General features: G+C 57.9%; 20 protein-coding genes and 1 tRNA gene. 9 read left to right on the top strand and 12 right to left on the bottom strand.

Annotation, left to right across the window (positions count from 1 at the left end; all coding sequences use genetic code 11):
• Positions 1-45: 45 nt before the first annotated feature.
• The 5 genes from IPP95_12950 (at position 46) to IPP95_12930 (ending at position 4,568) form a co-directional block, all read left to right on the top strand.
• A complete protein-coding gene (locus IPP95_12950) occupies positions 46-444 on the top strand; it encodes a GxxExxY protein (GenBank protein QQS74271.1) in 399 nt (132 codons plus the stop codon).
• A gap of 94 nt (positions 445-538) precedes the next feature.
• Positions 539-1,405, top strand: a complete 867-nt coding sequence (locus IPP95_12945) for an acyltransferase (protein QQS72072.1) — start codon at positions 539-541, stop codon at positions 1,403-1,405.
• A 114-nt stretch (positions 1,406-1,519) separates the two neighbouring features.
• Positions 1,520-2,863: an FAD-dependent oxidoreductase gene (locus IPP95_12940; GenBank protein QQS72071.1), complete on the top strand. Its 1,344-nt coding sequence runs from the start codon at positions 1,520-1,522 to the stop codon at positions 2,861-2,863.
• A 3-nt stretch (positions 2,864-2,866) separates the two neighbouring features.
• Positions 2,867-4,216: an NAD-dependent dihydropyrimidine dehydrogenase subunit PreA gene (gene preA / locus IPP95_12935; protein ID QQS72070.1), complete on the top strand. Its 1,350-nt coding sequence runs from the start codon at positions 2,867-2,869 to the stop codon at positions 4,214-4,216.
• 4 nt (positions 4,217-4,220) lie between these two features.
• On the top strand, positions 4,221-4,568 hold the full coding sequence (locus IPP95_12930) for a hypothetical protein (protein ID QQS72069.1): 348 nt from the start codon (positions 4,221-4,223) through the stop codon (positions 4,566-4,568).
• A gap of 268 nt (positions 4,569-4,836) precedes the next feature.
• On the opposite strand, the gene IPP95_12925 is transcribed toward IPP95_12930, so the two are convergent.
• The 12 genes from IPP95_12925 to topA form a co-directional block, all read right to left on the bottom strand.
• Complete coding sequence (locus IPP95_12925) at positions 4,837-5,031, bottom strand: hypothetical protein (GenBank protein QQS72068.1); 195 nt, start codon at positions 5,029-5,031, stop codon at positions 4,837-4,839.
• A 104-nt stretch (positions 5,032-5,135) separates the two neighbouring features.
• On the bottom strand, positions 5,136-6,437 hold the full coding sequence (gene der, locus IPP95_12920) for a ribosome biogenesis GTPase Der (GenBank protein ID QQS72067.1): 1,302 nt from the start codon (positions 6,435-6,437) through the stop codon (positions 5,136-5,138).
• A 145-nt stretch (positions 6,438-6,582) separates the two neighbouring features.
• Positions 6,583-7,458: a GTPase Era gene (gene era, locus IPP95_12915; protein QQS72066.1), complete on the bottom strand. Its 876-nt coding sequence runs from the start codon at positions 7,456-7,458 to the stop codon at positions 6,583-6,585.
• A 117-nt stretch (positions 7,459-7,575) separates the two neighbouring features.
• Positions 7,576-7,648: transfer RNA gene (locus tag IPP95_12910), tRNA-Met, on the bottom strand.
• Positions 7,649-7,711: 63 nt separating this feature from the next.
• The gene (locus IPP95_12905; GenBank protein ID QQS72065.1) at positions 7,712-9,637 is read right to left on the bottom strand and encodes an ABC-F family ATP-binding cassette domain-containing protein; all 1,926 of its coding nucleotides are present in this window, start codon (positions 9,635-9,637) and stop codon (positions 7,712-7,714) included.
• A gap of 180 nt (positions 9,638-9,817) precedes the next feature.
• A complete protein-coding gene (gene gldN, locus IPP95_12900; GenBank protein ID QQS72064.1) occupies positions 9,818-10,675 on the bottom strand; it encodes a gliding motility protein GldN in 858 nt (285 codons plus the stop codon).
• Positions 10,676-10,695: 20 nt separating this feature from the next.
• On the bottom strand, positions 10,696-12,318 hold the full coding sequence (gene gldM / locus IPP95_12895) for a gliding motility protein GldM (protein QQS72063.1): 1,623 nt from the start codon (positions 12,316-12,318) through the stop codon (positions 10,696-10,698).
• A gap of 87 nt (positions 12,319-12,405) precedes the next feature.
• On the bottom strand, positions 12,406-13,161 hold the full coding sequence (gene gldL, locus IPP95_12890; protein QQS72062.1) for a gliding motility protein GldL: 756 nt from the start codon (positions 13,159-13,161) through the stop codon (positions 12,406-12,408).
• Between the two features lie 129 nt (positions 13,162-13,290).
• Positions 13,291-14,643, bottom strand: a complete 1,353-nt coding sequence (locus tag IPP95_12885; GenBank protein ID QQS72061.1) for an SUMF1/EgtB/PvdO family nonheme iron enzyme — start codon at positions 14,641-14,643, stop codon at positions 13,291-13,293.
• Between the two features lie 127 nt (positions 14,644-14,770).
• The gene (locus IPP95_12880; protein QQS72060.1) at positions 14,771-15,706 is read right to left on the bottom strand and encodes a type IX secretion system membrane protein PorP/SprF; all 936 of its coding nucleotides are present in this window, start codon (positions 15,704-15,706) and stop codon (positions 14,771-14,773) included.
• A 144-nt stretch (positions 15,707-15,850) separates the two neighbouring features.
• Complete coding sequence (locus tag IPP95_12875; GenBank protein ID QQS72059.1) at positions 15,851-17,020, bottom strand: formimidoylglutamase; 1,170 nt, start codon at positions 17,018-17,020, stop codon at positions 15,851-15,853.
• 183 nt (positions 17,021-17,203) lie between these two features.
• Positions 17,204-19,774 carry a type I DNA topoisomerase gene (gene topA / locus IPP95_12870; protein ID QQS72058.1) on the bottom strand — a complete coding sequence of 857 codons (2,571 nt, stop codon included), beginning with the start codon at positions 19,772-19,774 and terminating at the stop codon, positions 17,204-17,206.
• Positions 19,775-20,096: 322 nt separating this feature from the next.
• Here topA and msrB point away from each other — a divergent pair, with 322 nt between their 5' ends.
• The 4 genes from msrB (at position 20,097) to IPP95_12850 (ending at position 24,867) form a co-directional block, all read left to right on the top strand.
• Complete coding sequence (gene msrB, locus IPP95_12865) at positions 20,097-20,594, top strand: peptide-methionine (R)-S-oxide reductase MsrB (protein QQS74270.1); 498 nt, start codon at positions 20,097-20,099, stop codon at positions 20,592-20,594.
• A gap of 154 nt (positions 20,595-20,748) precedes the next feature.
• Positions 20,749-23,034 carry a histidine kinase gene (locus tag IPP95_12860; protein ID QQS72057.1) on the top strand — a complete coding sequence of 762 codons (2,286 nt, stop codon included), beginning with the start codon at positions 20,749-20,751 and terminating at the stop codon, positions 23,032-23,034.
• Positions 23,035-23,079: 45 nt separating this feature from the next.
• Positions 23,080-23,823 (top strand): response regulator transcription factor, encoded by a 744-nt coding sequence (locus IPP95_12855; protein ID QQS72056.1) that lies wholly within the window; start codon positions 23,080-23,082, stop codon positions 23,821-23,823.
• Between the two features lie 261 nt (positions 23,824-24,084).
• A complete protein-coding gene (locus tag IPP95_12850) occupies positions 24,085-24,867 on the top strand; it encodes a hypothetical protein (protein ID QQS72055.1) in 783 nt (260 codons plus the stop codon).
• Positions 24,868-25,042 lie beyond the last annotated feature (175 nt).

The following is a 25,042-nucleotide window of genomic DNA, read 5'->3' as shown; positions in this document are numbered from 1 at the left end:
AATGGAACGCAGATGACGCTGAAAGAGCAGATACACGCAGATAAAATGCAGGAGGTGGAAGAAGAATATCTGCATGCTGAACTGACCGAGGCGATCATCAAGGCGTTCTATACGGTGTACAATTCCTTGGGCTATGGCTTTCTCGAAAAAGTTTACGAAAATGCACTGTACTTGGAACTTCTGAACATGGGGCTAACTGTCGTTCGTCAGAGTCCTGTCACTGTATACTATCAGGAAAAGGAAGTGGGGCAGTACTATGCCGACCTGTTAGTCGACGACCTTGTGATCTTGGAGTTGAAAGCAGCGGAGACCATCTGCAAAGAGCACGAGTACCAACTCATCAACTACCTTAAGGCCACAAAAATTGAGGTGGGCCTTCTGCTCAACTTCGGCACCAAGCCACAGGTCAAACGAAAGATCTTTTCCAACCGCCGGATGTGTTGACCCACCTTTACACATACATCAGCACGCCACACCCACAACTCAAAATCAGCGTAGATCCATCTTTCAGCGTCATCTGCGTTCCAAAACCCACGAAATGCCAAGGACAATTAAGAGCGGCCTCATACAGATGAGCCTCCCGAAAACAGAAGGCGAAGGAACCATCCCCGAGATCATCGATGCGATGGTGCAGAAGCACATCCCTTTCATCGAGAAAGCCGGAAAGGCAGGCGTGCAGATCCTCTGCCTGCAGGAGATCTTCAACACGCCCTACTTCTGCCCCGGCCAGGACAAGAAGTGGTACGAAAGCGCGGAGAGCGTGCCCGGCCCCACCACGGAGCTGATGCAGACCTACGCCAAGAAATACAACATGGTCATCATCGTGCCGATCTACGAGAAAGAGTCACCCGGCGTGCTGTACAACACGGCGGCGGTGATCGATGCCGACGGCACCTACCTCGGCAAATACCGCAAGAACCACATCCCGCACACCACCGGCTTCTGGGAGAAATTCTTCTTCAAACCCGGCAACCTCGGCTACCCCGTGTTCCAAACGAAGTATGCTAAAGTGGGTGTGTACATCTGCTACGACCGCCACTTCCCCGACGGTGCAAGATGCCTCGGACTCAACGGCGCGGAGATCGTTTACAATCCTTCCGCAACGGTGGCTGGCCTGAGCGAATACCTCTGGAAGCTGGAGCAACCGGCGCACGCTGCGGCGAACGGCTACTTCATGGGCTGCATCAACCGCGTGGGCGAAGAGAAGCCGTGGAACCTCGGCAAGTTCTACGGCCAGAGCTACTTCGTGGATCCGCGCGGACAGATCTTCGCACAAGCCTCCCGTGATGACGATGAACTGTTGATCGCGGAATTCGACCTTGATCTGATCGAAGAAGTGCGGAGTACATGGCAGTTCTTCAGGGATAGAAGGCCGGAAACTTACGGGAAGCTGGTTGAACTCTAAATCCTAGGTCGTTGCGGGTTAACGTGTTGCGGGTTACGAGTTCATACCACCGCAATGCACAACACGTAACCCGCCACGCGCAACCCGCCAACCCGTAACGCATTTCACATCCCCATGGCAGAATATAAAAAACCCACCACCCCGGCCGAATTCGCGGCCAACTTCCACCCGAAGAAGCCGTTGATGACGGACACGGAAGCCTACTACGAAAGCTCCCGCTGCCTGTACTGCTACGATGCGCCGTGCATCACCGCGTGCCCTACCGGGATCGACATACCGCTCTTTATCCGCCAGATCAACAGCGACAACAAGGACGGTGCCGCCAAGACGATCTATGATAGCAACTGGATGGGCCATGCCTGCGGGAATGTCTGCCCTACCGAGGAGCTCTGCGAAGGCGCTTGCGTGTACAACTACAGCGATGTCAAACCGATCGAGATCGGGCGCTTGCAATCACATGCCACGGACAAGGTGATCCGTTCCAAGAAGAAACTCTTCCGCACCGGCAAAGACACAGGAAAGAAAGTCGCCATTGTGGGTGCCGGTCCTGCGGGCATTTCCGCTGCTTGCGAATTACGCATGCTCGGCCATGCGGTGGACATCTTCGAGGCGAAGGCCAAGCCCAGCGGCCTCTGCGTCTATGGTGTAGCGCCATATAAATTGACGAACGAGGAAGCGGTTGATGAGATCAGCTACCTGCAAGATCAGTTCGGCTTTAACGTGCATTACAACAAGCCGATCGCCGGTCGTGCGGATTTTGAAAAACTGGAAAAAGGCTATGACGCGATCTTCATCGGTATCGGCTTGGGAGCGACTTCCGCCTTGGGCATTCCTGGAGAGGACATGCAAGGTGTGATCGGTGCGCTGGAGTTCGTGGAGGAACTGCGGATGAAACAGCACAAGACCCCTGTCGGCCAAAAGGTGATCGTGCTCGGCGGTGGCAACACGGCCATGGATGCCGCCAGCGAAAGCTGCCGCATGGGTGCCGAAAGCGTCATCATCGCTTATCGTCGCGGGCCCGAGGAAATGGGCGCGTACAGCTTCGAGTTCGACCTCGCGAAGAAGAGCGGAGCGAAGGCGTTATTCTACGTCACACCGGTTGAAGTGATGGGGGACAAGGCGGTCAACGGCGTGAAGTTCATCCGCAACAAAGCGGCCTACGGAAGGATCGAAGCGATCCCCGGAAGCGAGTTCGTAGAACCCTGCGACATGGTGTTGCTCGGCACCGGCCAAGGCAAGCAGGTGGAACTGTTGGAGCAGATCTCCGGCGTAAAGCTGGAACACAAGAGCCGCATCCTAGATGACCGTGGAAGGCTGGTGGTGAACGAACATTTTCAGACCAACAACCCGAAGTATTTCGCTGCGGGCGATGCCGTGAACGGCGGTGTGGAAGTGGTGAATGCCGCGGCGGAAGCAAAGAAGGCAGCACACGGAATTGATCAATACTTGAAGAAATAAGCCATGGCAGATCTTAGAACGAACCTCGCAGGGATCAAGAGTCCAAATCCATTCTGGCTGGCATCTGCTCCACCGACCAACTCCGGCTATCAGATCATGAAAGCCTTCGATGCGGGCTGGGGCGGGGCCGTGTGGAAAACCCTCGGCGTGCCCGTGGTGAATGTGAGCAGCCGCTACGGCAGCTTGAACTACCGCGACAACCGCATGGTGGGATTCAACAACATCGAGCTGATCACCGACCGGCCATTAAAGGACAACCTGCGCGAGATCTCAGAGGTGAAGAAACGCTTTCCAGACCATGCCGTGATCGCCTCGCTGATGGTGGAGACACGCGAGGAATGGCACAACATCGTTCGCGATGTGGAGAACGCAGGGGCCGATGGCATCGAACTGAACTTCGGCTGCCCGCACGGTATGTGCGAACGAGGCATGGGCAGCGCCGTGGGCCAGGAGCCGAAGGTGCTGCAGACCATCGTGGAATGGGTGAAAGAAGTGGCGAAGATCCCAGTGATCACGAAGCTCACGCCGAACATTTCGGACATCACGCGGCCGGCGCGTGCTGCAAGAGCAGGTGGTAGCGATGCGATCTCGTTGATCAACACGATCCAAAGCGTAATAGGCGTGGACCTGGACACCTTCGTGCCCTCCCCCAATGTGGACGGCAAGAGCACCAATGGCGGCTACTGCGGCCCGGCCGTGAAGCCGATCGCGTTGAATATGCTGAAGAACTGTGCGCAGGACAAGCAGGTCGGCATTCCGATCAGTGGGATCGGCGGCGTGGAGAATTGGCGTGATGCTGCCGAGTTCATTCTCCTTGGTGCCACTTCCGTGCAAGTATGTACCGCCGTGATGCACTTCGGCTTCGGCATCATCCGCGACCTGAAAACAGGACTGGAGCGCTACATGGATGAAAAGGGTTTCAAGACCATTGAGGACTTCCGCGGAAAAGCACTTCCCAACATCTTGCATTGGGAAGACCTCAACCTGAAGTACAAGGTGGTGGCCGACATCAACAAGGACAAGTGTATCGGCTGTCAGCTCTGCTACACCGCCTGTGAGGACGGTGCGCATCAGGCCATCTCGCTAAGCAACGACCCCGCGGACCGCAAACCGACGATCATCGAGGAGAACTGCGTAGGCTGCAACCTCTGCTCCATCGTGTGCCCCGTGGAGGAGTGCATCACCATGGAACGCCGCGATGACGGCAAAGAGCACCTCACCTGGGGTGACCGCACACGTGCGGGCAACATTCCGAAGACATTTGATGACCCGCTGGCGGGCGGCTTGCACCATTGGGTGCCTGAGCCTGCGGAGGCGCTGGCGAAGGTGAAGCCGCGGCACTACAAGGGGTAGAACCATGGATAAGCTAGTCCCATTGGCAGATGTGCCAGATGAACAAGACTTTTGGCGCGGCACAAGGATTCGACTTTTCGGAGTTGGACTGAACGTTACGGATAAGGCACAGGATTACTATGACTATATGCTTGTTGAAGTTCCCGGTGAACGAGAATGGATGCTGTGTACCAATGTCACACGCGATGCTGGAAAAAACAAGGCCGGAGCCAGTATGTGTGCCGTTAAAACACTGGACGGAGTTAACCGGTTTGTTGTCACAGGCAAATCGCTGAAGTTTTCCGTCGGCACAGAGAAGACCTATTTGCTCATAAATGAAGATGCACGGTCCATGGATATTGGTGAGAACTAAGCCATCCTCACTTCACCTATAGATATCCTTTCGATGCCCCACCTCACGGATCTCCACCACGCGGATCCCGTCGTCGATCACATAGGTATGCGGTAAGCGCCAACCCTGATCCGCCACGATTCGGAATGCGCGCCCTTGAGCTTCTTGCAACCTGGCGGACGCGGTTCCGTAGCCAATGCTCTGATCGCCTTGACCAACCTTGGTACCACGACCGAATGCACCGAAGCGAGATCCCGCTCCGCATCGCGCACGATCCTGACCTTATAGGTCAAAGCTTCCCTTGCTTGAGCAATTTCTCTTCCAACGCCTCAAGCGTGATCGAGGGCTGGCCACCGCGCTGTTCGGCAATGAGGCCGTCCATCATATCCTCGATCTGTTCACGGTGCTTGTCAAGCTCCGCAACATCGATCTGCAAGTAGCGCTTGTTGTTGGCTTGGTCCTCAAGAATGATCACGCCTTTCATGTCTGATGCGGTTGTTCAGCAAAGTTAAAAGGAAAGATACGGCATAACGCACTCGACCGAGAAGCATCGCACACTCGTGAAATACTAAAGTCACCTGCCCGCCCTCACTTCTTCCGGAAGAACACCCGGATCGGCACGCCCGTGAAGGTGAAGTGCTCGCGCAGCTTATTCTCCAGGTAGCGCGTGTAGCTCTCCTTCACATACTGCGGCAGGTTGCAGAAGAAGGCGAACGCCGGTACCACACCGGGTAGCTGCGTAACATACTTGATGCGGATCGACTTCCCCTTGTTCATCGGTGGCGGCATCCGCTCGATCTCCGGCAGCATCACGTCGTTGAGCTTGCGCGTGGCGATCCGCTGGGCGCGGTTCGCGTAAACTTCCATGGCCAATTCCAAGGCCTTGTGGATCCGTTGCTTTTCCGTGACCGAGGTGAACACGATTGGCAGGTCCGTGAAAGGCGCAAGTTTGCGGCGGATCTCCTCTTCGAAGACCAAGGTCGTCTTGGTGTCCTTCTCGATAAGGTCCCACTTGTTCACCACCACCACGATGCCTTTGCCTCCCTTCTCGATCATGGAGAAGATGTGCAGGTCCTGGTGGTTGACGCCATCTTGTGCATCGATCATCAGAAGGCACACGTCACTCTCCTCGATGGCGCGGACGCTGCGCAGAACGCTGTAGAACTCGATGTCCTCGTCCACCTTGCTCTTGCGGCGGATCCCTGCGGTGTCGAGCAACGTCACGTCGAAACCAAAGCCGGTATAGTGCGAGTTGATATTGTCCCGGGTGGTGCCCGCCACGGGCGTCACGATGTTGCGCTCATTGCCCAACAGCGTGTTCACCAGCGAGGATTTTCCGACGTTCGGCTTGCCCACGATCGCGATCTTCGGACGCTCGTCCAGCACCTCCTCCGTAGGCTTCGCGAAGCCTTTCACCACTTCGTCCAACAGGTCGCCGGTGCCTGCTCCGCTTTGCGCGCTGATGCTGTACACCTCTCCCAGGCCGAATTTGTAGAACTCCGCCGCATACACGTCCTTGTCGTTCGAATCCACCTTGTTGGCCACTAGGAATACGGGCTTTTCAGCCTTGCGGAGCATTTGGGCGACCGCTTGGTCCATTCCTGTGATCCCTTGCTGGGTATCCACGAGGAAGAGGATGCTGTCCGCCTCCTCGATGGCAAGCGCCACCTGTTTGCGGATCTCCTTCTCGAACACATCATCGCTGCCCTGCACGTAGCCCCCGGTATCCACTACGTCGAAGTGCTTCCCGTTCCATTCGGCCTTGCCGTAATGGCGGTCCCGGGTGGTGCCCGCCGTGGGGTCGGTGATGGCGATGCGGCTCTCGATGAGCCGGTTGAAGAGCGTGCTCTTGCCCACGTTCGGGCGACCAACGATTGCGACGATGTTCATCTTTTCAAATCCCTGTTGTCCGGTCGGGGCTTCAGAACCGGGCTGTTGCGCAGCAGCTCCCTTGTTCCTCCATCGCCGCCCGTATTGATCTTTCTCTGTGTTCTCTGTGCCTCTGTGATGAAAATCCGATAGCCTTGGCCGGCTCTCAATACCCGTATCCACGTAGTTTCCGTTCATCCCCGCGCCAATCCTCGTCCACTTTCACCTTCAGGTCCAGGAAGACCTTGTTGTTGACGAACTTTTCTATGGCCTTGCGCGCCTCGGTGCCTAGCTGGCGCAGCGCTCCCCCGCCTTTTCCGATGATAATGCCCTTCTGGCTATCACGCATCACGAACACGTCCGCCTGGATCTTCACGATCTCCGGGCTTTCCTCGTAGCTGTTCACCACCACCTGGGCGCTGTACGGGATCTCCTGTTTGTAGATGCTCAGGATCTTCTCGCGGATCATCTCGCTGATGAAGAAGCGCATGTCGCGATCGCTCATCTCATCCTTCGGGAAATACGGCGGATGCTCCGGCAGCAGATCGATCAACTTGGAGCGCAGTTCCTTCACATACAGCCCGTGCAAGGCGGAGATCGGCAGCACCGTGGCATCCGGGAATGCCTGATGCCAAGCTTCAAAGGCCGTGTTCAGTCTCTCCTCATCACCCAGATCTACCTTGTTGATCAGCACCAAGGTTTTCCCATCAAATCGGCGTGCCCTGCGCAAAAGCTCCTCGGACTTCTCGGGTGTTTCGCCCAGCTCCACCATTACGATCAGCACATCGGCATCGCGGAGCGCCTCGTCCACTGCGTGCATCATGCTCTCCTGCAGCTTGTAGACCGGCTCCAGAATACCGGGCGTATCGGAGAGGATAAGTTGGTGATCTTCCCCATTGAGGATGCCGAGGATGCGGTGCCGCGTGGTCTGCGCCTTCGGGTTCACGATCACCAGCTTCTCGCCCAACAAGGCGTTCAGCAGGGTGCTCTTCCCCACATTGGGCCTCCCGATTATGTTGACGTATCCCGCGCGGTGTTCCATGCTATTGAGACTACGAAGGTCGTTGGAAAGCGGTGGGATCGTTCGATGCTTCAAGTTGGAACACTCAGCTCAGGAAAACCAAAGGGGCCATCCCGATGTGAGATAGCCCCTTTTTAGTAGCGGGGGTAGGACTCGAACCTACGGCCTTCGGGTTATGAGCCCGACGAGCTACCATCTGCTCCACCCCGCAATAGGGGCGCAAATATAGCGCAAATACAGGACGAGATCACGTTCAGTGGAATTCAAATGGACCTCAGGCCTCTTCAGCCAGCTCCTCCACCTGCGCCGAGGCTGCCTCCCATTCCCCCATCACCTGTGCGATCTGCTTGGCCACCGTGCCCATTTTCTCATAACCAGCCTGCACTTGGTCCGCCGGAAGGTTGCCCTTCATCACCTTGGCCTGAAGGTCTTTCTCCTCCTGTTCCAGCTCGGCCAAGCGCTTTTCCAGTCGCTCCACGGCGTTGCGTGCTTTCCGGAGCTCTTTATCACGGTCTTTGTCACCGCGATGGTTCTTCCCGGTTTTGGGTTTCTTCACCTCTTTTGCGCGCTCGGAGCTCTTGCCAATGTCAGCGCCTTGTAAGGCCTTGCGCTTTTCGATCAGCTCCAGGATGTCCATGTGCTGGTCGCGGATGCGGTAGTCGTCGAGTTCCAGTAGCCGGTCGGTAAGGCCGGTGAGGAAGTCACGGTCGTGGCTCACCAAAAGGAAAGTGCCATCGTAATTCTTCAAGGCCTCCTTCAGCACATCTTTGCTTTGGATGTCCAAGTGGTGCGTGGGTTCGTCCAGAAGAAGGAAATTGAGCGGCTTCAGCAGCATACAGCACAGGGCCAAACGCGCACGCTCTCCCCCACTGAGCACCTTTACCTTCTTGTCCACGTCCTCGCCACTGAACATGAAGGCTCCGAGCATGGCACGGACGCGCGCCCTGTTCTCCTCGCTGGCGGCATCCTCCGCGGTCTCGATCACGGTGCGTTGCGGGGCCATTCGCTCAGGCATGTCCTGTGCGTAATAACCCGTGATCACGTTGTGGCCCAGCCTGATCTCGCCTTCGAAGGGCTCCTCCCGCATGATCATCCGCACCAGCGTGCTCTTGCCCGTACCGTTCGCGCCCACCAAGGCCAAGTGTTCACCTTTGGCGATGGTCAGCTCCGCATTGCTGAAGATCCGCTTCGGACCGTAGGCCTTGGAGACCCCAAGCACCTCGCAGACCAGCTTCCCGCTGGTGGGTGCGGGCGGGAATTTCACCAGCATCTTCCGCAGGTCCTCGTCCTCCACCTCGATGCGGTCCAGCTTGTCCAGCCTGTTGATGAGGTTCTGCGCGAACGCGGCCTTGCTGGCTTTTGCCCGGAATTTGTTGATGAGCGCCTCGGTCTCCTTGATGTAGCGCTGCTGTTCCTTCGCGGCGGCGGATTGCTGTTCGCGTTCCACCTTGCGCAGCTCCACATATTGGCTCCAAGGCACTTTGCGGTCGATGATCTCGCCGCCGGTGACCTCCAACGTGCGCTTCGTGAGCTTGTCCAAGAAGGTCTTATCGTGGCTGATCAACACCAAGGCAGCCGGATAGGTCCTGAGCAGGTCCTCCAGCCATTGGATCGCGGGCAAGTCCAAGTGATTGGTCGGTTCGTCCAACAGCAAGAGGTCCGGCTGCATGAGGAGGATCCGCGCCAATTCCGCACGCATGCGCCAGCCCCCGCTGAGTTCCTTCATGCTGCGGTGCATGTCTTGTTCCACGAAGCCGATACCCTTCAACATGCGCTCGATCCGCATGTCATGGTCGGTGACGCCCAAAGTATTCAGCCGTTCATGGGCATGCGCGAGCATCGTTGCCAGTTCCATGGCCTCATCGTCCGTGGTGGCCTTTTCCAAGTCGGCAGTGATCCGGTCGATGGAGGCGTTCAGCTCCTGCGCCTCGGCAAATGCCTTCTCCGCCACCTGCCATGGGGTGAGGTCCAGGTCATGGTCCATTTGCTGGGGCAAATAGCCCATGGTGAGCTCCTTAGGTCTGCCGATATTCCCTTTGTCGAAGGGCTGTTGGCCGGCAAGGATCTTCAGCAGTGTGCTCTTGCCCGCTCCATTGCGACCCACGAGCCCGATGCGGTCATCCGTTCCGATGAAGAAGGAGACGTTGTCGAACATGGGGCGTTCGCCAAAATGCAGAAGAAGGTTGCTGACGCTGATCATTTTTTCGGGCGGCAAAGGTAGGGCTAGTTTGAGACGGGGGAAGGTGGCCGACTTTTAACGCCCATTCCGTATTCAGCATCCACTCCGCATCGGGACCACCGGTGGAACGACGCGACGATCCGTACACATGAGAAAGGCCCCGCAACTTGCGGGGCCTTCAATTGAAAATGGGATGCTTGCTCAGAAGTTCCAAAGGTCGTGCTCGAAGTTGAACAAGTCCTCCTTGATCGCCTCCGCTTGTAATAGGCCGTCCATTCCGGTCGCATATTGGTTCACCTTACGGTCGTAGACGTTGCTTACCTTGGTGATGGTGCTGTTGAACTGGCGGGTCCAGAACACATGATCGAACGAGCGACGCTCCGCATCGTTCTCCCGGTTGAACACGTCCCAGTTCACGAGCACGTACCGGAGTTCCGGGAAATAGAGCCAGAACAACGGTACATAGCCCTTTACTTCACCTTGGTCCCCTAGAACCTCCTTCTTGGGGCAAAGGCCTATGATCCGGATGTCCATCACCGAGCGTTGCCGGTCGAAGATCCAATCCTCCTTCAGCTCATACCGCTTGATCTTATCGCTGGTCACTTCTGAGGAGCTGTACACCGTGTCCAAGGCGCCGGTGTAAATATTCTCCGTATACGAGGTATCGGCCTTGCTCAACAACGCCTTCACCTCAGCAGGTAGAAGCGGCTTCTTGAACTCATCATCCTGAGCGGTTGCGCCCACATCATAGGCAGTGATCGAGCCATCATCCAGAATACCCTGCTTGATCACATCGAAAAGGCTCTTCCGATCGTTGATCGGCTCGATCGGATAGTACAACGGCAGGTTGATCTTCTCCCGCAGGTCGATCTCGCGCCACACACGCCGGTACCACATCACGTCGGCCTCCCGGATGTACGGATAGGGTACCACGCGTTGGGTCTTGGTGTGCTCCTTGATGTAGGCACCGTCAAGCACGGTCTGTGCCTGCACCGAACCCGAAGGAGTGGTGGCCAAGCCGAGCAGCGCGACGTAGAGAATGTTCTTCAGGGTCTTCATCGGAGCAGGTCTTACGAAGATCAGATCACCTTGAACGATAGGGCACCGATGTTACGGACAGTCCCGTCCGGTCCTTTGGCCTTGATGTTCTCGATGTAGACCTTCTGGTTGGTCCTCAACTTTTCCAGAACTGTTTTGGCGTCAGAGCTTAGCGCCGGTCCCCGGCACTCCTTTTCCAGCAAGTTGCCTCCAATGGTCGCCGAAACCGTGTAGCTCACCACCTCAAAGCGCAAGTCGAACTGGAAGTTCTCCAATTTGGCGATCACCCCTTGGGCAGCCTTCAGTTCATTGCTCTTCACGGTATTGTCATTTACGCCCTTCCCTGCGAAATACGGTGTGGGATTAGGCACGTTCTTCACCCGGAACTCCACACCGGGCATGGTCTTCTTGGTGCCGTCCGGATTGGTCACGGTAACGCCGACGACCGCATCCTGACCTGCACCGGGCCGCACTATGTAGCCATCCTTGTCCTTGGAAAGCGTTCCATTGGTCATGTTCGGCGAAATGTTCGTAGCACTGTATCCCGCCACGCTGATGCTCACCGGGTTGTCCACCCCGCGATAGAAGACGTTCATTTTCGTCGGGCTCACCACCAAGCTCGGCGCCGCCACCTCATATTCAGTGGTAAAGCGACGGATCTGTTCCTCTCCACCCACGGGCTTGAACTTGATGATGCCGGTAACGGTCTTCAATCCCGCGCCGGTGGCGGTCTGTTCCAATATCGCCTGTGCACCCTCCATGGGCAGCTTGATGGCCTCACCAACAATGACCGGCGGAGTGACCGAGGTATCGACGCGAGCTCCCGGGCCGCAGATATAGACTTCGGGCGCATTCTGGTTGTCATATGCACCGAGGAAGATGTTCGCCCGGTAGGTCCCGCCGGTGGTCACATAGCTGCTCTGTGGCTTAATGATCGCTGCGAGGGTGTTGAACTTGAAGCTCTCCTGTTCTACGGCTCCCATCATCCGGCCTACCAGTTCGCTCTCCATAGTGCGGATGTCCGTCTGGATCTTCGAAAGCGTGGTAATTCCGGCCACGACGGGCACGTGGTAGAAGTTCATGGAGGACCAATTGTTCATTGTCCCACTGGCATCCCTGCGATCCCCGAAGTTGAACATGCGGTCCGCGCTGGCCTGCAGCTTTGGATCGCCCTTTGCAGCATCCTTCACCTTATCACGGAAACTCTCCAGCATGCCCCGAAGTTCCTTGGCCGTGTACGGCCCCTCCTTAGGCTTGGCCGGTTCGGACCCCACCATCATCTCGGTGATATGGGTGTTGTTGTCCTTACTGTTAACGAACTCCAGATTCAACACCGTGTCAACACCGTTCTCCATACCCATCACCTGATCTAACGGAACGCCGTCGGTCTTGGAGATCAACATACCCTTCAGGGTGTCGATGTGGGAGACAAGCTTGGACGCCAAGCCCTGCACTTGTTGCGCATCCTTCCAAGCGTCGCCGTATTTGGCCGGACTCTCGGCGGCCAATTTACTGAACTGCTTGTAGGTCGCGTCCATCTTGTCCTTGAACGTGGACTTGGTATTCTCCAGACCCTCGTTCACGATGATGAAACTATCGAGGATCTCCTTGGATACGTTCAACGCAAGAAGCGCCGTCAGCACCAAGTACATCAAGTTGATCATTTTCTGTCTCGGGGACAGATTACCACCTGCCATGTTGGGCTTTGGTTTTGGTCGTTAGTATGAAACGCTGCTTGTCGCCGTATCCGTTCAGCGAACGGTCATGGCATTGAGCATGTTGCCGTAGACGGTGTTGAGCTTGGCTAAGTTCGTGCTCAGTTCAGAGATGTTCTCCTTGTAGCGCTTGGTATCGTTCACGCTGTCACTGAGGTGGGTGAGCATCTCGCCCATCCCAGCGAACATCTGGTTGGCGGCCTCCAGCTTCTCACGGCTGGTGCGCAACTGCAGTTCGTACATCTCATTGAGGTCGCTGAGATTCTTGCTCATCCGGCCCAAACTTTCACCGGCATTGCGGCCAGCGTCCACATTCTCGGTGAGACCAATGAGGCTTTCGCTTGCCTTGGCATAGCTGTCGCTCAGTGCGCTCACCCGGCTGGAGGCCCCTTTCAGGCTGTCCGCATATTCGCTCGTGGCCGCCGCTGCACCTGTGATCTCGCCCATCTGCCGGGCCTGGTCACTGAGGCTGCGCATTCCCGCACCAAGGCTCTCGATCAGCTCGGGCTCGATCTTCGCGCCTTCCAGCATGTCGTCCAATTGCTCGGTGATCGAGCGCTGGTCATCCCTCTTGAAATCCTCCCCCATGGCGTGGTCCGCAGAGGCCAGTTCAGGGTATACCAAGCTCCAGTCCGGTTCCTCATGTGGGGGTTCGAACGCGGAGAACGCAAAGATGATCGCCTCGGTGCTTAGGCCGATGATCAGGAAAAAGTCGGCCATCGGCCAGTGCTGGATCTTGAAGAGCGCACCGACGAGCACTACGGCAGCGCCCAATCCGTACAACTTGGCCATAAAATTCTTCCACCTCTTGCTGCCTGGTTTCATCGTAGGGTCCTTGCTTTTAGGTTGATCTGGGTTGTTCCTTGCGAAATGTAGGGGCCGCACAGGTTCAATGCGGCACCCCTGATCCTTTTTTATCCACTACAGGTCTTCGGCGCTCACTGCCTTGCCTCGCCCGAGGTAGGTCAAGGCACTGCGGAAACCGATATAGCACTTGGCCGTGTCTTGGTATTCATAGGCCCGTGTGCCGGTCTGGATATAAAGACCTACGTCCTTGAACGAGCCACCGCGGACCACCTTCCGCTTCATCGAAGGGGGATCGTTAGCCAAAGCATCATACGAATATTCGGGGTTCATGTCATGGTCGAAATCGTACACGCTCTCGTCGAACGCCGTGCTCGTCCATTCGGCCACATTGCCGCTCATGTTGTACAGGCCGTAGTCATTGGCCGAGTAGCTGTCCACCGGTACGGTGTGAAAGCCACCATCATCCGTGTAATTCCCGTGGAGGGGCTTGAAGTTCGCCAAGAAGCAACCCGAACGGTTGCGCACATACGGGCCGCCCCAAGGGAAGGGCGAAAGGTCCAAGCCACCTCGTGCGGCATATTCCCATTCAGCCTCGGTGGGCAGTCGGAAGTGGTTGATGAACGGCTCTCCGTCGCTTTGCAGCCATGCGTTCATCATGTTCTGGGTACGCCAAACATTGAACGCCTTGGCTTGGCTCCACGTGACGCCCACCACCGGATAATCGTCGTATGCCGGGTGCCAGAAATAGTTTTCGGTCATCGGCTCATTGTACGAATAGGTAAAGTCATGCACCCAAGACAATGTGTCCGGGTACACGTTGATGATCTCCTTGATGATGAACTTGCTCCTGTCGCTATGCCCACGGATGGCGTTGTTGCCTCCTTTCACGTCCGTATAGCTGAGGTCCAGGTCTTTGCCTGCCTTCCGGGCGGCCTCCTTAAGGTCGATCCAGTAGTATTCGAACATCAACTTGCGCGTGTCGATCTGCTTGCGGCGGTAGAAGCGCTCACTTTCCGGATAGAACATGTCGGCCAGTGCCTCGCGCTCTTCCTCACCATCCCATAAGATGCGCTCCCGCCAATTGATGACCGGCGGGTCGATCTCCTCACCGAACTCGTCCTCCGTGATCACCTGTTCGCCGATGTCCTCGTCGCCCAAGATCCGCTTTGCCGTCGAATCGATCACATACTCGACGAACTGACGGTACTCGTTGTTGCTGATCTCCGTCTGGTCCATGTAGAACGCCTGAATGGAGACGGTCTTGGACTTCGCGACCTGTGCGTAAGGAGCGTCCTGGTCGCTGGGCCCCATGGTGTAGCTGCCCAAGGGAATGTAATTCATTCCATAAGGGTCGACTTGGTACCAAGAAGGTCGGTTCTGGACACCGATGAGCTGGCCTTGGCCGCCTTGCCCGCAACTGGCCAGCACGGCTATGCCGCAGAGATAGAGAATGGGACGTCGTTCCATGGTCTTCCTTGTTATACCGCTCCTATGTTGTCCAGGTTCCTTGCAGGGTTCCCTTTGTTCCACCCCGAAAGCCGGGATTTCCTTGGACATACATGCAACGGCGATCTGGTCCTTTTGTTACGCTCGCCTACAAGAAACGCGGGTGATGGTAGATCTCGTTCACCACGGGTTTCACGATCTTGAAGCAGTAGCTCAGCATTATTTCATGGCTGCCACTGCTGTAGTTTTTCAGTTCGGAGGTTGTCACGTCATAGCTGTATCCTATACGCAACATGCTGTCCCCCTTCGGGAATTTATACTGGTAGCCGATCATCGGGGCGATGGCATCCTCGGTGCGATAGCCAACACCGAGCCATACCATATTGTCATAGAGGAACAGAGCACCGACATCCAACTGGGTGGAGTTGGCGTCGCTCTTTAGTAACACGCTGGGCTGGAGGGTGTACTTCTTGTTGCCCCCGATCGCCCAATCATATCCTGCCTGCACGTAGTAATGACGCTTGTTCTTGATGCTCACGTCGCTGAGCTCGGTCTCGGGCAATTGCGTACTGGAAAGGCCGAGCCACAGCTTGGGCGACCGGTAATAGAGCCCGGCGCCCATGTCGAAACCATTGGCGCTCCTGCCGCTGGATGGAATGGCGTTGTCATCGGCCACCGGGTCGATGGCGATCCACTTGCTGTCCAATGCCCGTCCGGACATCCCGACATAGAAGCCTGCGCTCAACGTGCTTTGGGCCCCCACCTTCAAGTGATAGGCATAGTGCAGCCGTACGATAGTGCTCCGTTCCTGGCCCAATTTGTCGTAGTAGACCGAAAGGCCCACCCCGCTGTTGATCTTGTTTATGGGTCCTTGTAAGTTGATGAGGCCGGTCTTGGGCGCGCCATCGAAACCCGTCCATTGCTGACGCAGAAGCGCCGTGGCACAGATATTGCCGGTGCCTCCCGCTACGGCCGAATTTACCGACAAACGGTCGAACATGTATTGGGTGAACTGAGGGTCCTGTTGCGCATAAGAAACGCTCCCGACCAACGCGCACACCCCTGCCGTAACTATCCACCTCATGCTAGTTCTTCTTGTTTGACGCGGCCTCCGGAGCATTTTACCGGTTCGGCTGACCGTATTACCAGCCGCCAAAATAGCAAAAAAGCATACGGCCCGAACTTTTCCCGGAAATCAGTTCCCCCCAGCGTTCTCCGAAAATTGGGATCACGCCAGTTTCTGGAAGGTGCGCCACCATCGGTCCGGCACCTCTTCCCGACAAGCCGCCGTGTAATCGCTGTAGGCACAGGGCACCAGGTGATGCCTCTCAAAGCGGGCCTCCCGCTCCGCGCGGTAGGGAACGTCCATCCACCACCGGTCGCTCACCGTGCTCTTATAGAACACCAGTTCCTGTTCATGCCCTTTGATCGGCACATGAAAGCGGGTGAACCGTTTCCGGTCCAGCCAGGGCAGGTCATTAGTGCGGCTACCGAAGCCGTCCAGGAAGCACCAGACCATCTGGGCCGCAAGCTGGGCGGTAGCCTGGTCCTGGTCACGCCATGGGTCCAGCTCGTACAGCCCGATCGAAGTGACCTTCTCGCTGATGCCCGCATAGCGCATCAACTGGCACACCTCCTCCCCATGGAAGCCATTGGGGCCGGGCCGTGTAGTGCCGGGGGCGTCCGCGCGGCGGATACTGGTCATGTCGATGCTCACCGTGTCCGCATTGCGTAGCACCGGTTCCGCCTCGGTGATGTTGGCGCGCAGCTCACCCAACCGGTGGGCATCGAAGAACAGCTTGTCCATCAGCTCGATGCCGGGCTGATCCACCAAGTAGGTCTGGAAGCCAAGGTTGCTGTAATTGAAGAGAAAGTTGGGCTGGCGCAGCACGATATGGCTGAGGTAGCTGCTCTCGGCCAGCCCCTGCCCGGGCTCGCCCAGGTCGAAACGGCCATCTATGCAGACCAGATTGGCCGTGCGTTCCAGCTTTTCGTAGGCCAAGTATTGGGTGAACGTGTGCGCCTGGCCCCCACCGATGATCACCGGGACGATGTTCGACCGGACCAGTTCGGCGATGGTCTCGGCGAGTGCATGCCGGGTGTCTTCGGCAGTGTTCCCCGGATGAAGGTCGCCCAGGTCGGCGATGCCAAAACTGTTCGCCGGAACGTACAATTTGTAGAGCTGGGCTCGCACGGCGTCGGGAGCATCCACGCAACCACGTGGCTTGGCATGCCCGGGGTCATCCGGCACCCCGAAGATCGCCACCTTCACGCCATCCAGCGAAGGCATTCCCTTGGTGGTGTGGAAAACTGCATGGTCGCCCAAGGTGTTGGCGGCCCATTCCGGGCGGCTCTCACCAAAACCTTTGGACGGCGTGAAGTAGATGCTGGATTCCATGGGCGGGCACGGCTATTGGGCATGGCGAAGATCGCCGGGGGTCTTGTCCCGTACGGGGCCAGCAGGCGTCAAATGCGCACAGTGGTCTGTTAGTCCACTTCCACTCAGAGTCTCACGAAGAGGGCCCCCAGCGAGAGTCAACGCAGTGGCCACTCGGTGTCCTCCGGCTTACGCGAAGTGCAACTACGGCTTCTTCTTCGCCGCCTTCTTCTTGGCCGCCTTCTTTTTGGGCGCGGCTTTTTTCGCGGCTGCCTTCTTTTTTGGTGCGGCCTTCTTTTTGCCTTTGCGCTCGGGTGCCTCTGCCAACAGCTTGATCGCCTCTTCCAATGTCACCTCGCCCGGTTCCTTTTCCTTGGGCACATTGGCGTTCTTGGAGCCGTCGGTGATGTATGGGCCGTATCGGCCGGCCAGCACCTGGATCTCCGAACCCTCGAATTCCTTCAGGACCATCGCACGGGCGCCTTCCAGTTTCGCCTTGATCAATTCGATGCCGCGCTCCAATGTCACCGCCTCCGGGTCTTCACCCTTCGGGATGTTGGCGTACACCTTCCCTTGGCGCACGAAAGGACCGAAACGTCCTCGGCCCACTTCCAGCATGCCGCCTTCGTATTCCCCCAGCTCGCGGGTTTTGCTGGCCGCCTTCTTCAGGTCGATCAGCTCGATGGCGCGCGGCAGTTCGATGGTGATGGGGTCGTCTTCCTTGGGGAGACTGGCAAATGTGCTCCCGAGCTTCACGTAGGGCCCGAAGCGGCCGATGCCCACGACCACTTCCACCTCCCCGCTTTTGCCCAGCGTACGCGGCAGTTTGAAGAGGTCCATCGCCTCCTCAAAGGTGAGGGTGGCAATGCTTTGATCTTTCCTGATGGAGGCGAAACGGGGCTTATCCTCATCATCCACACTGCCGATCTGCACCATGGGGCCGAAGCGGCCGATGCGTGCCACTACGTCCTTGCCGGTCTTGGGGTCTTGGCCCAGAACGCGCGATCCGGAGGCCCGGTCGGCGGTCTCCACCACGGTACCGATGGTGGCATGGAACGGCTTGTAGAAGCGGCCGATCATCTCGCGCCAGTTCTCCTTGCCCTCGGCGATCACGTCGAACTCCTCTTCCACCTTGGCGGTGAAGTGGAAGTCCACGATGTTGGGGAAGTGTTCAACGAGAAAATCGTTCACCACCATGCCGATGTCGGTGGGGAAGAGCTTTTGCTTCTCGGCACCGGTATTCTCTGTGGCGGTCTTGTCGCTGATATCGCTGTTCGCCAGGGTGAGGATGCGGTACGGACGCTGGATACCGTCGCGATTTTCCTTCACCACGTAGCCGCGCTTTTGCACGGTGCTGATGGTGGGTGCATACGTGGACGGGCGTCCGATGCCGAGCTCTTCGAGCTTTTTCACCAGACTTGCCTCGGTGTAGCGCGGAGCGGGCCTGTCGAAGCGCTGGGTTGCGGCCATTTCCTGCATAGCGAGCTGCTCGCCTTGGCGCATTTCCGCCAACAGGCCCTCCTGTTCGGCATCATCCTCGTCATCCTTGCCCTCGAGGTACACTTTGAGGAAACCGTCGAATGTGATCACTTCACCCTGTGCCCGCAGCATGTCCGCAGGACGTGTGCTGATGGCGATGTCCACCACGGTCTTCTCCAGCTCGGCATCGGCCATTTGGCTGGCCAAGGTGCGTTTCCAGATGAGGTCGTAGAGCTTCTCCCCATCGCGATCACTGCCGGCGTTGCGCACCCTCATTTCGGCGGGGCGGATGGCTTCGTGCGCCTCTTGCGCGCCTTTGCTTTTGGTGGCGAATCGGCGAGGCTTGCTGTAGCGTGCACCGTACTGTTCGCTAATGGCCTCCTCTGCGGCGCCGATGGCCAGCTCGCTGAGGTTGACGCTGTCGGTACGCATATAGGTGATGTGCCCCTGCTCGTACAAACCCTGTGCGATGCGCATGGTGCGGTCCACACCGTAGCCCAGCTTGCGGCTGGCTTCCTGCTGCAACGTGGAAGTGGTGAAGGGTGCGGCGGGGGTTCGCTTGGCGGGCTTTTTCTCCACAGCCTTCACGGTAAATTCCGCGCCGATGCAGCTTTTCAGGAATTCCATCGCTTCGGCCCCGGTGGCGAACCGCTGCGGCAGATCGGCCTTTACAGCGGCCTTGCCAGCGGTGAGGAACTGCGCCGTGATGCGGAAGGCGCTCTTGGCGTCAAAGCCGATGATCTCACGCTCGCGGTCTACGATGAGGCGCACGGCCACGCTCTGCACACGTCCTGCGCTGAGGCTGGGCTTCACCTTGCGCCAGAGCACCGGGCTCAGCTCATAGCCCACCAAACGGTCCAGCACACGGCGGGCCTGCTGGGCGTCCACCAGGTGGATGTCGATGGCGCGTGGGGCGGTCATGGCCTCAGTGACTGCTTTTTGGGTGATCTCATTGAAGGTGATGCGTTTCACCTTGCTATCGGGCAGTTCCAGCGCCTCCTTTAAGTGCCAGCTGATGGCCTCCCCTTCGCGGTCTTCATCAGTGGCCAGCCACACGGTGCCGGCCTTATTGGCCTGTTTCCGGAGCTCGGCCAGTTTGCCTTTCTTTTCATCCGGAACGATGTAGTTCGGCTCGAAGCCGTTCTCCACGTCCACGCTAAGGTCGCGCTCGGGCAGGTCCCGCACATGGCCGAAGCTGCTGAGCACGGTGAAGCCTGGACCCAGGTATTTCTCGATGGTCTTGGCCTTGGCGGGTGACTCCACGATCACCAGGTCGTTCGCGTTGCTCGTTGCCATTCAGGGGGGATTTTCGGGGCGCAAAGAAAGGGATGTCCGGCCGGGATCGGCACAACCTTGCCCTTATCCTTGAACTTCCCCTTTGGGGAATCTTTTTTACAGCACCCGTTCGGAGGATCTTTCCGGGCAAGGTCGGGCCACCACCTCCGCGACCGTTTCCCCGAACTCCTTGCCCACACCGTTCCACGCAGGCAGGGCGTCCTTTGGTCCGATCCCTGCGTCACTCCTTATCACTGCACAGATCGGCAAAAAGATGTCCCTCCTGAAGTTCAACTCACCACTTTCGCGTGGATGTACCTCGCTGGTCTTGGTGGCTATGTTGATGGCCGGATGCGGCGCCGCAGTCGGCAATTCAAAAGACCATGCTACGACCACCACGCAAGGCGAAGTCCGTGACCATGCGCACAACCCATATTGGAGCCCTACCGACACCGCCACGCTGAACGTGCCGAAAAGTGAATGGAAAAAGATCCTTCCGCCGGATCTCTACAACGTCGCCTTCGATGGCGGCACCGAACGGGCTTTCACCGGGAAATACACGGACTACAAAGGTGATGGCACCTTCGTGTGCGCCGTGTGCGGACATCCGTTGTACGACGCCAGGACCGAGTTCCATAGTGGCACCGGCTGGCCCAGCTTCCACCAGCCGTTGACGCCCAGCGCCGTGGGCCACCGCAGCGACGGCAGCTTGGGCATGGAGCGCACGGAGATCGTCTGCCCCCGTTGCGGCGCGCATCTCGGCCATGTCTTCGAGGACGGGCCGCAACCGACGGGTCTGCGCTATTGCATGAATTCAGTGAGCCTGGACCTAGTGAAGTAGCCATCAGCCATTGTCCCCTTTCGGGGCCTGTAAAGCTGCCGTTGAGGGCCTTGGATTATTTGAGCAGAGCACTATCTTTCACCACATATCCGGCCCTGGCCGAACGGTGGTGGCAATGGCTCATTTCCTATCCAGCAAGGTGTATTTTCGGTATATGTCCGCGGTCATTCCGCTGTGCATCTTCATGCTGGCAGGTGGATGCACCTCTTCCGTAGGCGATGAAGGTCAAAAGGATGCGCTGGCACAGCAACTTTCCTTGGCCATGCACAGTGCCAAGGACCGGTTGCACGGAAATATGGAGACTGCGCTGGCCTGTGTGGACCAATTCGAGGCCTTGGCGGAACGCGCCCACGATGCCCGTTCGGTGCTGCAAGCGCGTGCACTTCGGGCCGAGGTGCTGTTGCATAACCGGGCTCCTGATTTTGAGGAGTACATGAACGAGCTAGCGCGTTTTGACGTACCCGGCGTCCCGCAGGCATACGCTCCGTGGGCCACGTATTACCAGATCCGGTGGCAGCTCGGGAACCGCAAGTGGGAAGCGGCGGACAGCCTTTTGGGCAGCCTCTTCCGCGGGGAACAAGGGCCGCAGGACCCGGAGCTGTACCTGCGCTGCCGCATCGCGCAACTGAAGTTGCTTGCTTCACGGAAGGAACAAGCCAAGGCCGACTCCCTCGCGGAAACACTGCGCCCCGCGCTGGAAATGCGCGGCGACCCCGAACTGCTGTGGCGCTACAAAATGGCCCACGCCCTGGCACACCTCAACTGCACGGACCCACAAGGTGCGGAACTGTTGTACGGGGAAGCACTGACAGCCGCCAAGCAAGCGGAAAACGTTTATGCGGAAGGCCTGAGCCTGGTAGGACTGGCCAATGCGCAGATCGACCAAGGGCATTCGGACAAAAGCGCGGCCACCGCCAATACGGCCGACGAGGCATTCATCCGGGCCGGGGACCAACGGGACCGGGTGGAAGTGTTGAAGCTGATCGGTTATTGCTACTGGGACAACTTAGGGCCGGAGGAGGTGGTGAAGCGGTGGGACCTCGCCCTTCACATTGCGGACAGCTTAGGCATGGAGCGTGAAAAGGCCATGACGTTGCTCCAAGTGGCCAAGTTCAGGGTAAGCTTGGACAGCAGCGGGTCCACTACGTTGGGATACGATCACGCCAGCCGCTTCGGCACCGCCATGGCCATGATCGACACCGCCGAGCGGATCGCCAAGGAGAATATGGACACCGACCTGCATACCCATGTGGTGAAAACGCGCAGCACCATCTTGAGCTGGCAGGGTAAGCTCGACGAGGCCTATGCCGTGAGCGAGGAAGCACTTCGGAACTACACGGATCTGGGGAACAGACAAATGGCCACCGCCAGCATGATCGACCTGGCCTCCATGGACATTACGCGCAAACGATGGAACTCCGCCTTGCGGTCATTGGAAAAAGCGCTGCCCGAAGCGGAACGGGGGCACTACAACACCTTGCGGCTACTGGCTTTGAACCGGCTCTCCCACGCTCACCGGAACCTGGGCAATTTCGCGAAGGCATTGGAATACAAGGACGATTGGACCGACCTGAAGGATTCCCTTGAAGGGGTGGAAGTGACGGCGAAGATCGCACAGACCGAGCTTCGGCACAGTTTCGCCAAGCGCCACTACGCCGACAGCCTCGCTCATGTGCAGACTCTTTCTTTGGAAAGGGAGGTCGCCATGGAAAGCGTGAACCGGCTCCGCATGCGCAGCATCGGGCTGGCGGGTGGCGGCCTGCTCCTTGCAGTGGGTGGCACAGCCGCCTTCATGTTGGACCGAAGACGCCGCCGCGAGCGTTACGCCAAACAGGCCGCCCAATTGGAGGTCAAGGCCCTGCGTGCGCAGATGAACCCCCATTTCATCTTCAACGCCCTGAACAGCATCAGCGCCTTTATCCGTGGGCAGGAACCGGACAAAGCCCATGAGTTCATCGCCCGGTTCGGCAAGCTCATGCGCATCGTTTTGGAGAACAGCCGCAAGAGCGAGGTATCTCTGGCAAGCGACCTGGAGGCTCTTGGCATCTACATGGAACTGGAGCAAGCGCGCTCCGGAGACAAATTCGACATCAAGATCACCGTGGACCCGGCGATCGACCAGCAAGAGACGATGGTGCCGCCCTTGGTCCTTCAACCCTTCGTGGAAAATGCCGTGTGGCATGGCATGGCAGGCAGGGAAGGACGTGGCACAGTAGCCCTTGACATCCGGATGCGTACCGGCGACCTGGTGGTCACCATCAGCGATGACGGCATCGGCATGCCCAAGGACAGGTCGGCGGGCACCGGCAGGCGCTCATTAGGCACGGTGATCACCAAGGAAAGACTGGACCAATTGGCCGAGCAGAAAGGGCGGCCTGCTGGGTTCAGGTACTTGGAATGCCTGAAAGGGACGTGCGTAGAAGTTGTGATACCGGTGTGATCGATCTCGCAGGAAGATCTAATTTCATCCCGCTAAATAGTGTCCATGACCACCACCGCAGTGATCGTTGATGACGAAGCACAATGCCGCGAAACGCTTTCGGCCATGTTGGCGGAGCGGCACCCCGACATCCAACTGATCGGCATGGCCGATGACGTGCCCGGCGGTACCGCGCTGGTCCGCGCAGAACATCCGGAACTGCTCTTCCTGGACGTGGAGATGGGCCGCATGACCGGCTTCGACCTGCTGAAGGCCATCGCGCCGCAGCAACCGCACGTGATCTTTACCACCGCCCACGAGGGCTACGCCGTGCGCGCCATCCGCTTCAGCGCCGTGGATTATTTGCTGAAGCCCGTGGTGCCCGAGGAATTGGACGACGCGGTACACAAGGCCATAGCAGCCGTAGCAAAAGGCAATGGCACCGCCGGCATCCCCTCCCTGCTACACCAAGTGGCCGACGACCGCCAGCTGGCCCTGCCCACCCGCGAGGGCCTCTCCGTGATCCAGATCGAGGACATCCTCTATTGCACCAGCGACAACAACTATACCGAGGTGTACCTGCGCGAGGAGAAAAAGCCGCAAGTGGTGAGCCGCCCACTCAGCGAATTCGATGCCTTCTTAGTTCCGCAAGGCTTCGTCCGTGTACATCAAAGCCACTTAGTCAACCGCAAACATATCAAACGCTACGTGAAGGGTGAAGGTGGCGAAGTGGTGATGCGCGACGGAAAGAACCTCCCGGTGAGCCGCAGGCAGAAGGCGGAACTGATGGAGGCCCTGGAGCGGCTTTAAATGATCAGAAGATCAGTATTTCGACAAGCTCAATAGCCCGATCAGAAAATGAGACTCCCGCTCCCGCAGGGGACCACGAAGACCGCCACTCAGCCGAATTCTCAGTGGATGCCACCGGATGCTCAGAGAGGCAATGACCATGGAATTTGAAAATCGCACTTTTGGGACCGTTGGCCCCAACATTCACACCAACGTGAAACCCAGCCTGAAGACCATTTGAACTCCCGCTCAAAACACAAACACCCAAAAACGATGCGTACCATGCCGAAGTTCTTCCTGCTCATCCTGCTCTTCCTCCAAATGCTGACCCTGCCTGCAAAGGCATCGGCCCAAGCGGAGGCCTTCGACGTGCAGATCTCACGCTTGGACCGCGAGATCGCCCAAGCCGCCGCGGAACACAACTACGAGGCCGTGGCCGGGCTACAACGCGACAAAGACAACATGGTGGCGATGAAGCGCGCCATCGAAAGTAATGATGTGGCCGCTATGATGGCCCTCCAAGGGACGTTGCAGCACCCCTACGATTACCAGCCGGGACAGACCTCGACCGCACTCGAGGAGCAGCAAGGGGAGACCGGCCCGGAGTTCTACAATCAGGTGTATTCAATGGATGCGGCCGGGAACTACCAACAATTAGAGAAAAACGAGACCAGCACCTCTTCGAACGGTGGCGGTTACGGCGGTTTCGGGGGAAGCACAAGTTCCGTCAAGATCCCCGGAAGCACCTCCAATGTCCGGTTCAAGAAGGGCCAGACAAAGTTCGTGGTGAAGGTCTATGCCGGGCAGGACCCCTCGGACGTCATCAAACTGGCCCGCTTCGATATCCGCGGGAGGAAGAAGGACCGCTTCATCGACCTGTCGAAGAGCAGCCATGCGATGTATTCCCACAACACCAACGAGGTGACCGACAACCGCATCCGCATCGCCTTCAAGAATGTCGGCGACCATGTCTATGAGATCCAGATCGATCCCAAGGACATCGAACCCGGAGAGTATGGCTTTCTGAACGGCGACAAGGTCTTTGCCTTCGGACTGGACGAGTGATCGGAGGTGTTGACCGTCAGGTGGCTTTCACCGGGCCAACCATAACTGATCGAAAAGCAAAGGGCTGCACGGGGAACCGGGCGGCCCTTTCTCATTCGTGGGGCTATTTGACCGGTCTTCCCCCGCCGCTTTCTCGATCAGTACCACCGGATGCTCAAGGGGGCTATGTGTTGGA

This window comes from Flavobacteriales bacterium, from assembly GCA_016700415.1.
In the GTDB taxonomy this organism is placed as follows: domain Bacteria; phylum Bacteroidota; class Bacteroidia; order Flavobacteriales_F; family PHOS-HE28; genus PHOS-HE28.
Note: the sequence above shows the minus strand (reverse complement) of the source record. Positions and strands in the feature narration are given on the sequence as shown.

Bases quoted from the DNA above. Each gene is read 5' to 3' on its own strand.
- era (QQS72066.1), bottom strand. From the start codon at position 7,458: ATGGAACACCGCGCGGGATACGTCAACATAATCGGGAGGCCCAATGTG.
- IPP95_12905 (QQS72065.1), bottom strand. From the start codon at position 9,637: ATGATCAGCGTCAGCAACCTTCTTCTGCATTTTGGCGAACGCCCCATG.
- IPP95_12875 (QQS72059.1), bottom strand. From the start codon at position 17,020: ATGGAATCCAGCATCTACTTCACGCCGTCCAAAGGTTTTGGTGAGAGC.
- gldN (QQS72064.1), bottom strand. From the start codon at position 10,675: ATGAAGACCCTGAAGAACATTCTCTACGTCGCGCTGCTCGGCTTGGCC.
- gldL (QQS72062.1), bottom strand. From the start codon at position 13,161: ATGGCCAAGTTGTACGGATTGGGCGCTGCCGTAGTGCTCGTCGGTGCG.
- gldM (QQS72063.1), bottom strand. From the start codon at position 12,318: ATGATCAACTTGATGTACTTGGTGCTGACGGCGCTTCTTGCGTTGAAC.
- IPP95_12885 (QQS72061.1), bottom strand. From the start codon at position 14,643: ATGGAACGACGTCCCATTCTCTATCTCTGCGGCATAGCCGTGCTGGCC.
- IPP95_12925 (QQS72068.1), bottom strand. From the start codon at position 5,031: ATGAAAGGCGTGATCATTCTTGAGGACCAAGCCAACAACAAGCGCTAC.
- der (QQS72067.1), bottom strand. From the start codon at position 6,437: ATGAACATCGTCGCAATCGTTGGTCGCCCGAACGTGGGCAAGAGCACG.
- msrB (QQS74270.1), top strand. From the start codon at position 20,097: ATGGCCGGATGCGGCGCCGCAGTCGGCAATTCAAAAGACCATGCTACG.
- topA (QQS72058.1), bottom strand. From the start codon at position 19,774: ATGGCAACGAGCAACGCGAACGACCTGGTGATCGTGGAGTCACCCGCC.
- IPP95_12930 (QQS72069.1), top strand. From the start codon at position 4,221: ATGGATAAGCTAGTCCCATTGGCAGATGTGCCAGATGAACAAGACTTT.
- preA (QQS72070.1), top strand. From the start codon at position 2,867: ATGGCAGATCTTAGAACGAACCTCGCAGGGATCAAGAGTCCAAATCCA.
- IPP95_12940 (QQS72071.1), top strand. From the start codon at position 1,520: ATGGCAGAATATAAAAAACCCACCACCCCGGCCGAATTCGCGGCCAAC.
- IPP95_12945 (QQS72072.1), top strand. From the start codon at position 539: ATGCCAAGGACAATTAAGAGCGGCCTCATACAGATGAGCCTCCCGAAA.
- IPP95_12950 (QQS74271.1), top strand. From the start codon at position 46: ATGCAGGAGGTGGAAGAAGAATATCTGCATGCTGAACTGACCGAGGCG.
- IPP95_12880 (QQS72060.1), bottom strand. From the start codon at position 15,706: ATGAGGTGGATAGTTACGGCAGGGGTGTGCGCGTTGGTCGGGAGCGTT.
- IPP95_12860 (QQS72057.1), top strand. From the start codon at position 20,749: ATGTCCGCGGTCATTCCGCTGTGCATCTTCATGCTGGCAGGTGGATGC.
- IPP95_12855 (QQS72056.1), top strand. From the start codon at position 23,080: ATGACCACCACCGCAGTGATCGTTGATGACGAAGCACAATGCCGCGAA.
- IPP95_12850 (QQS72055.1), top strand. From the start codon at position 24,085: ATGCCGAAGTTCTTCCTGCTCATCCTGCTCTTCCTCCAAATGCTGACC.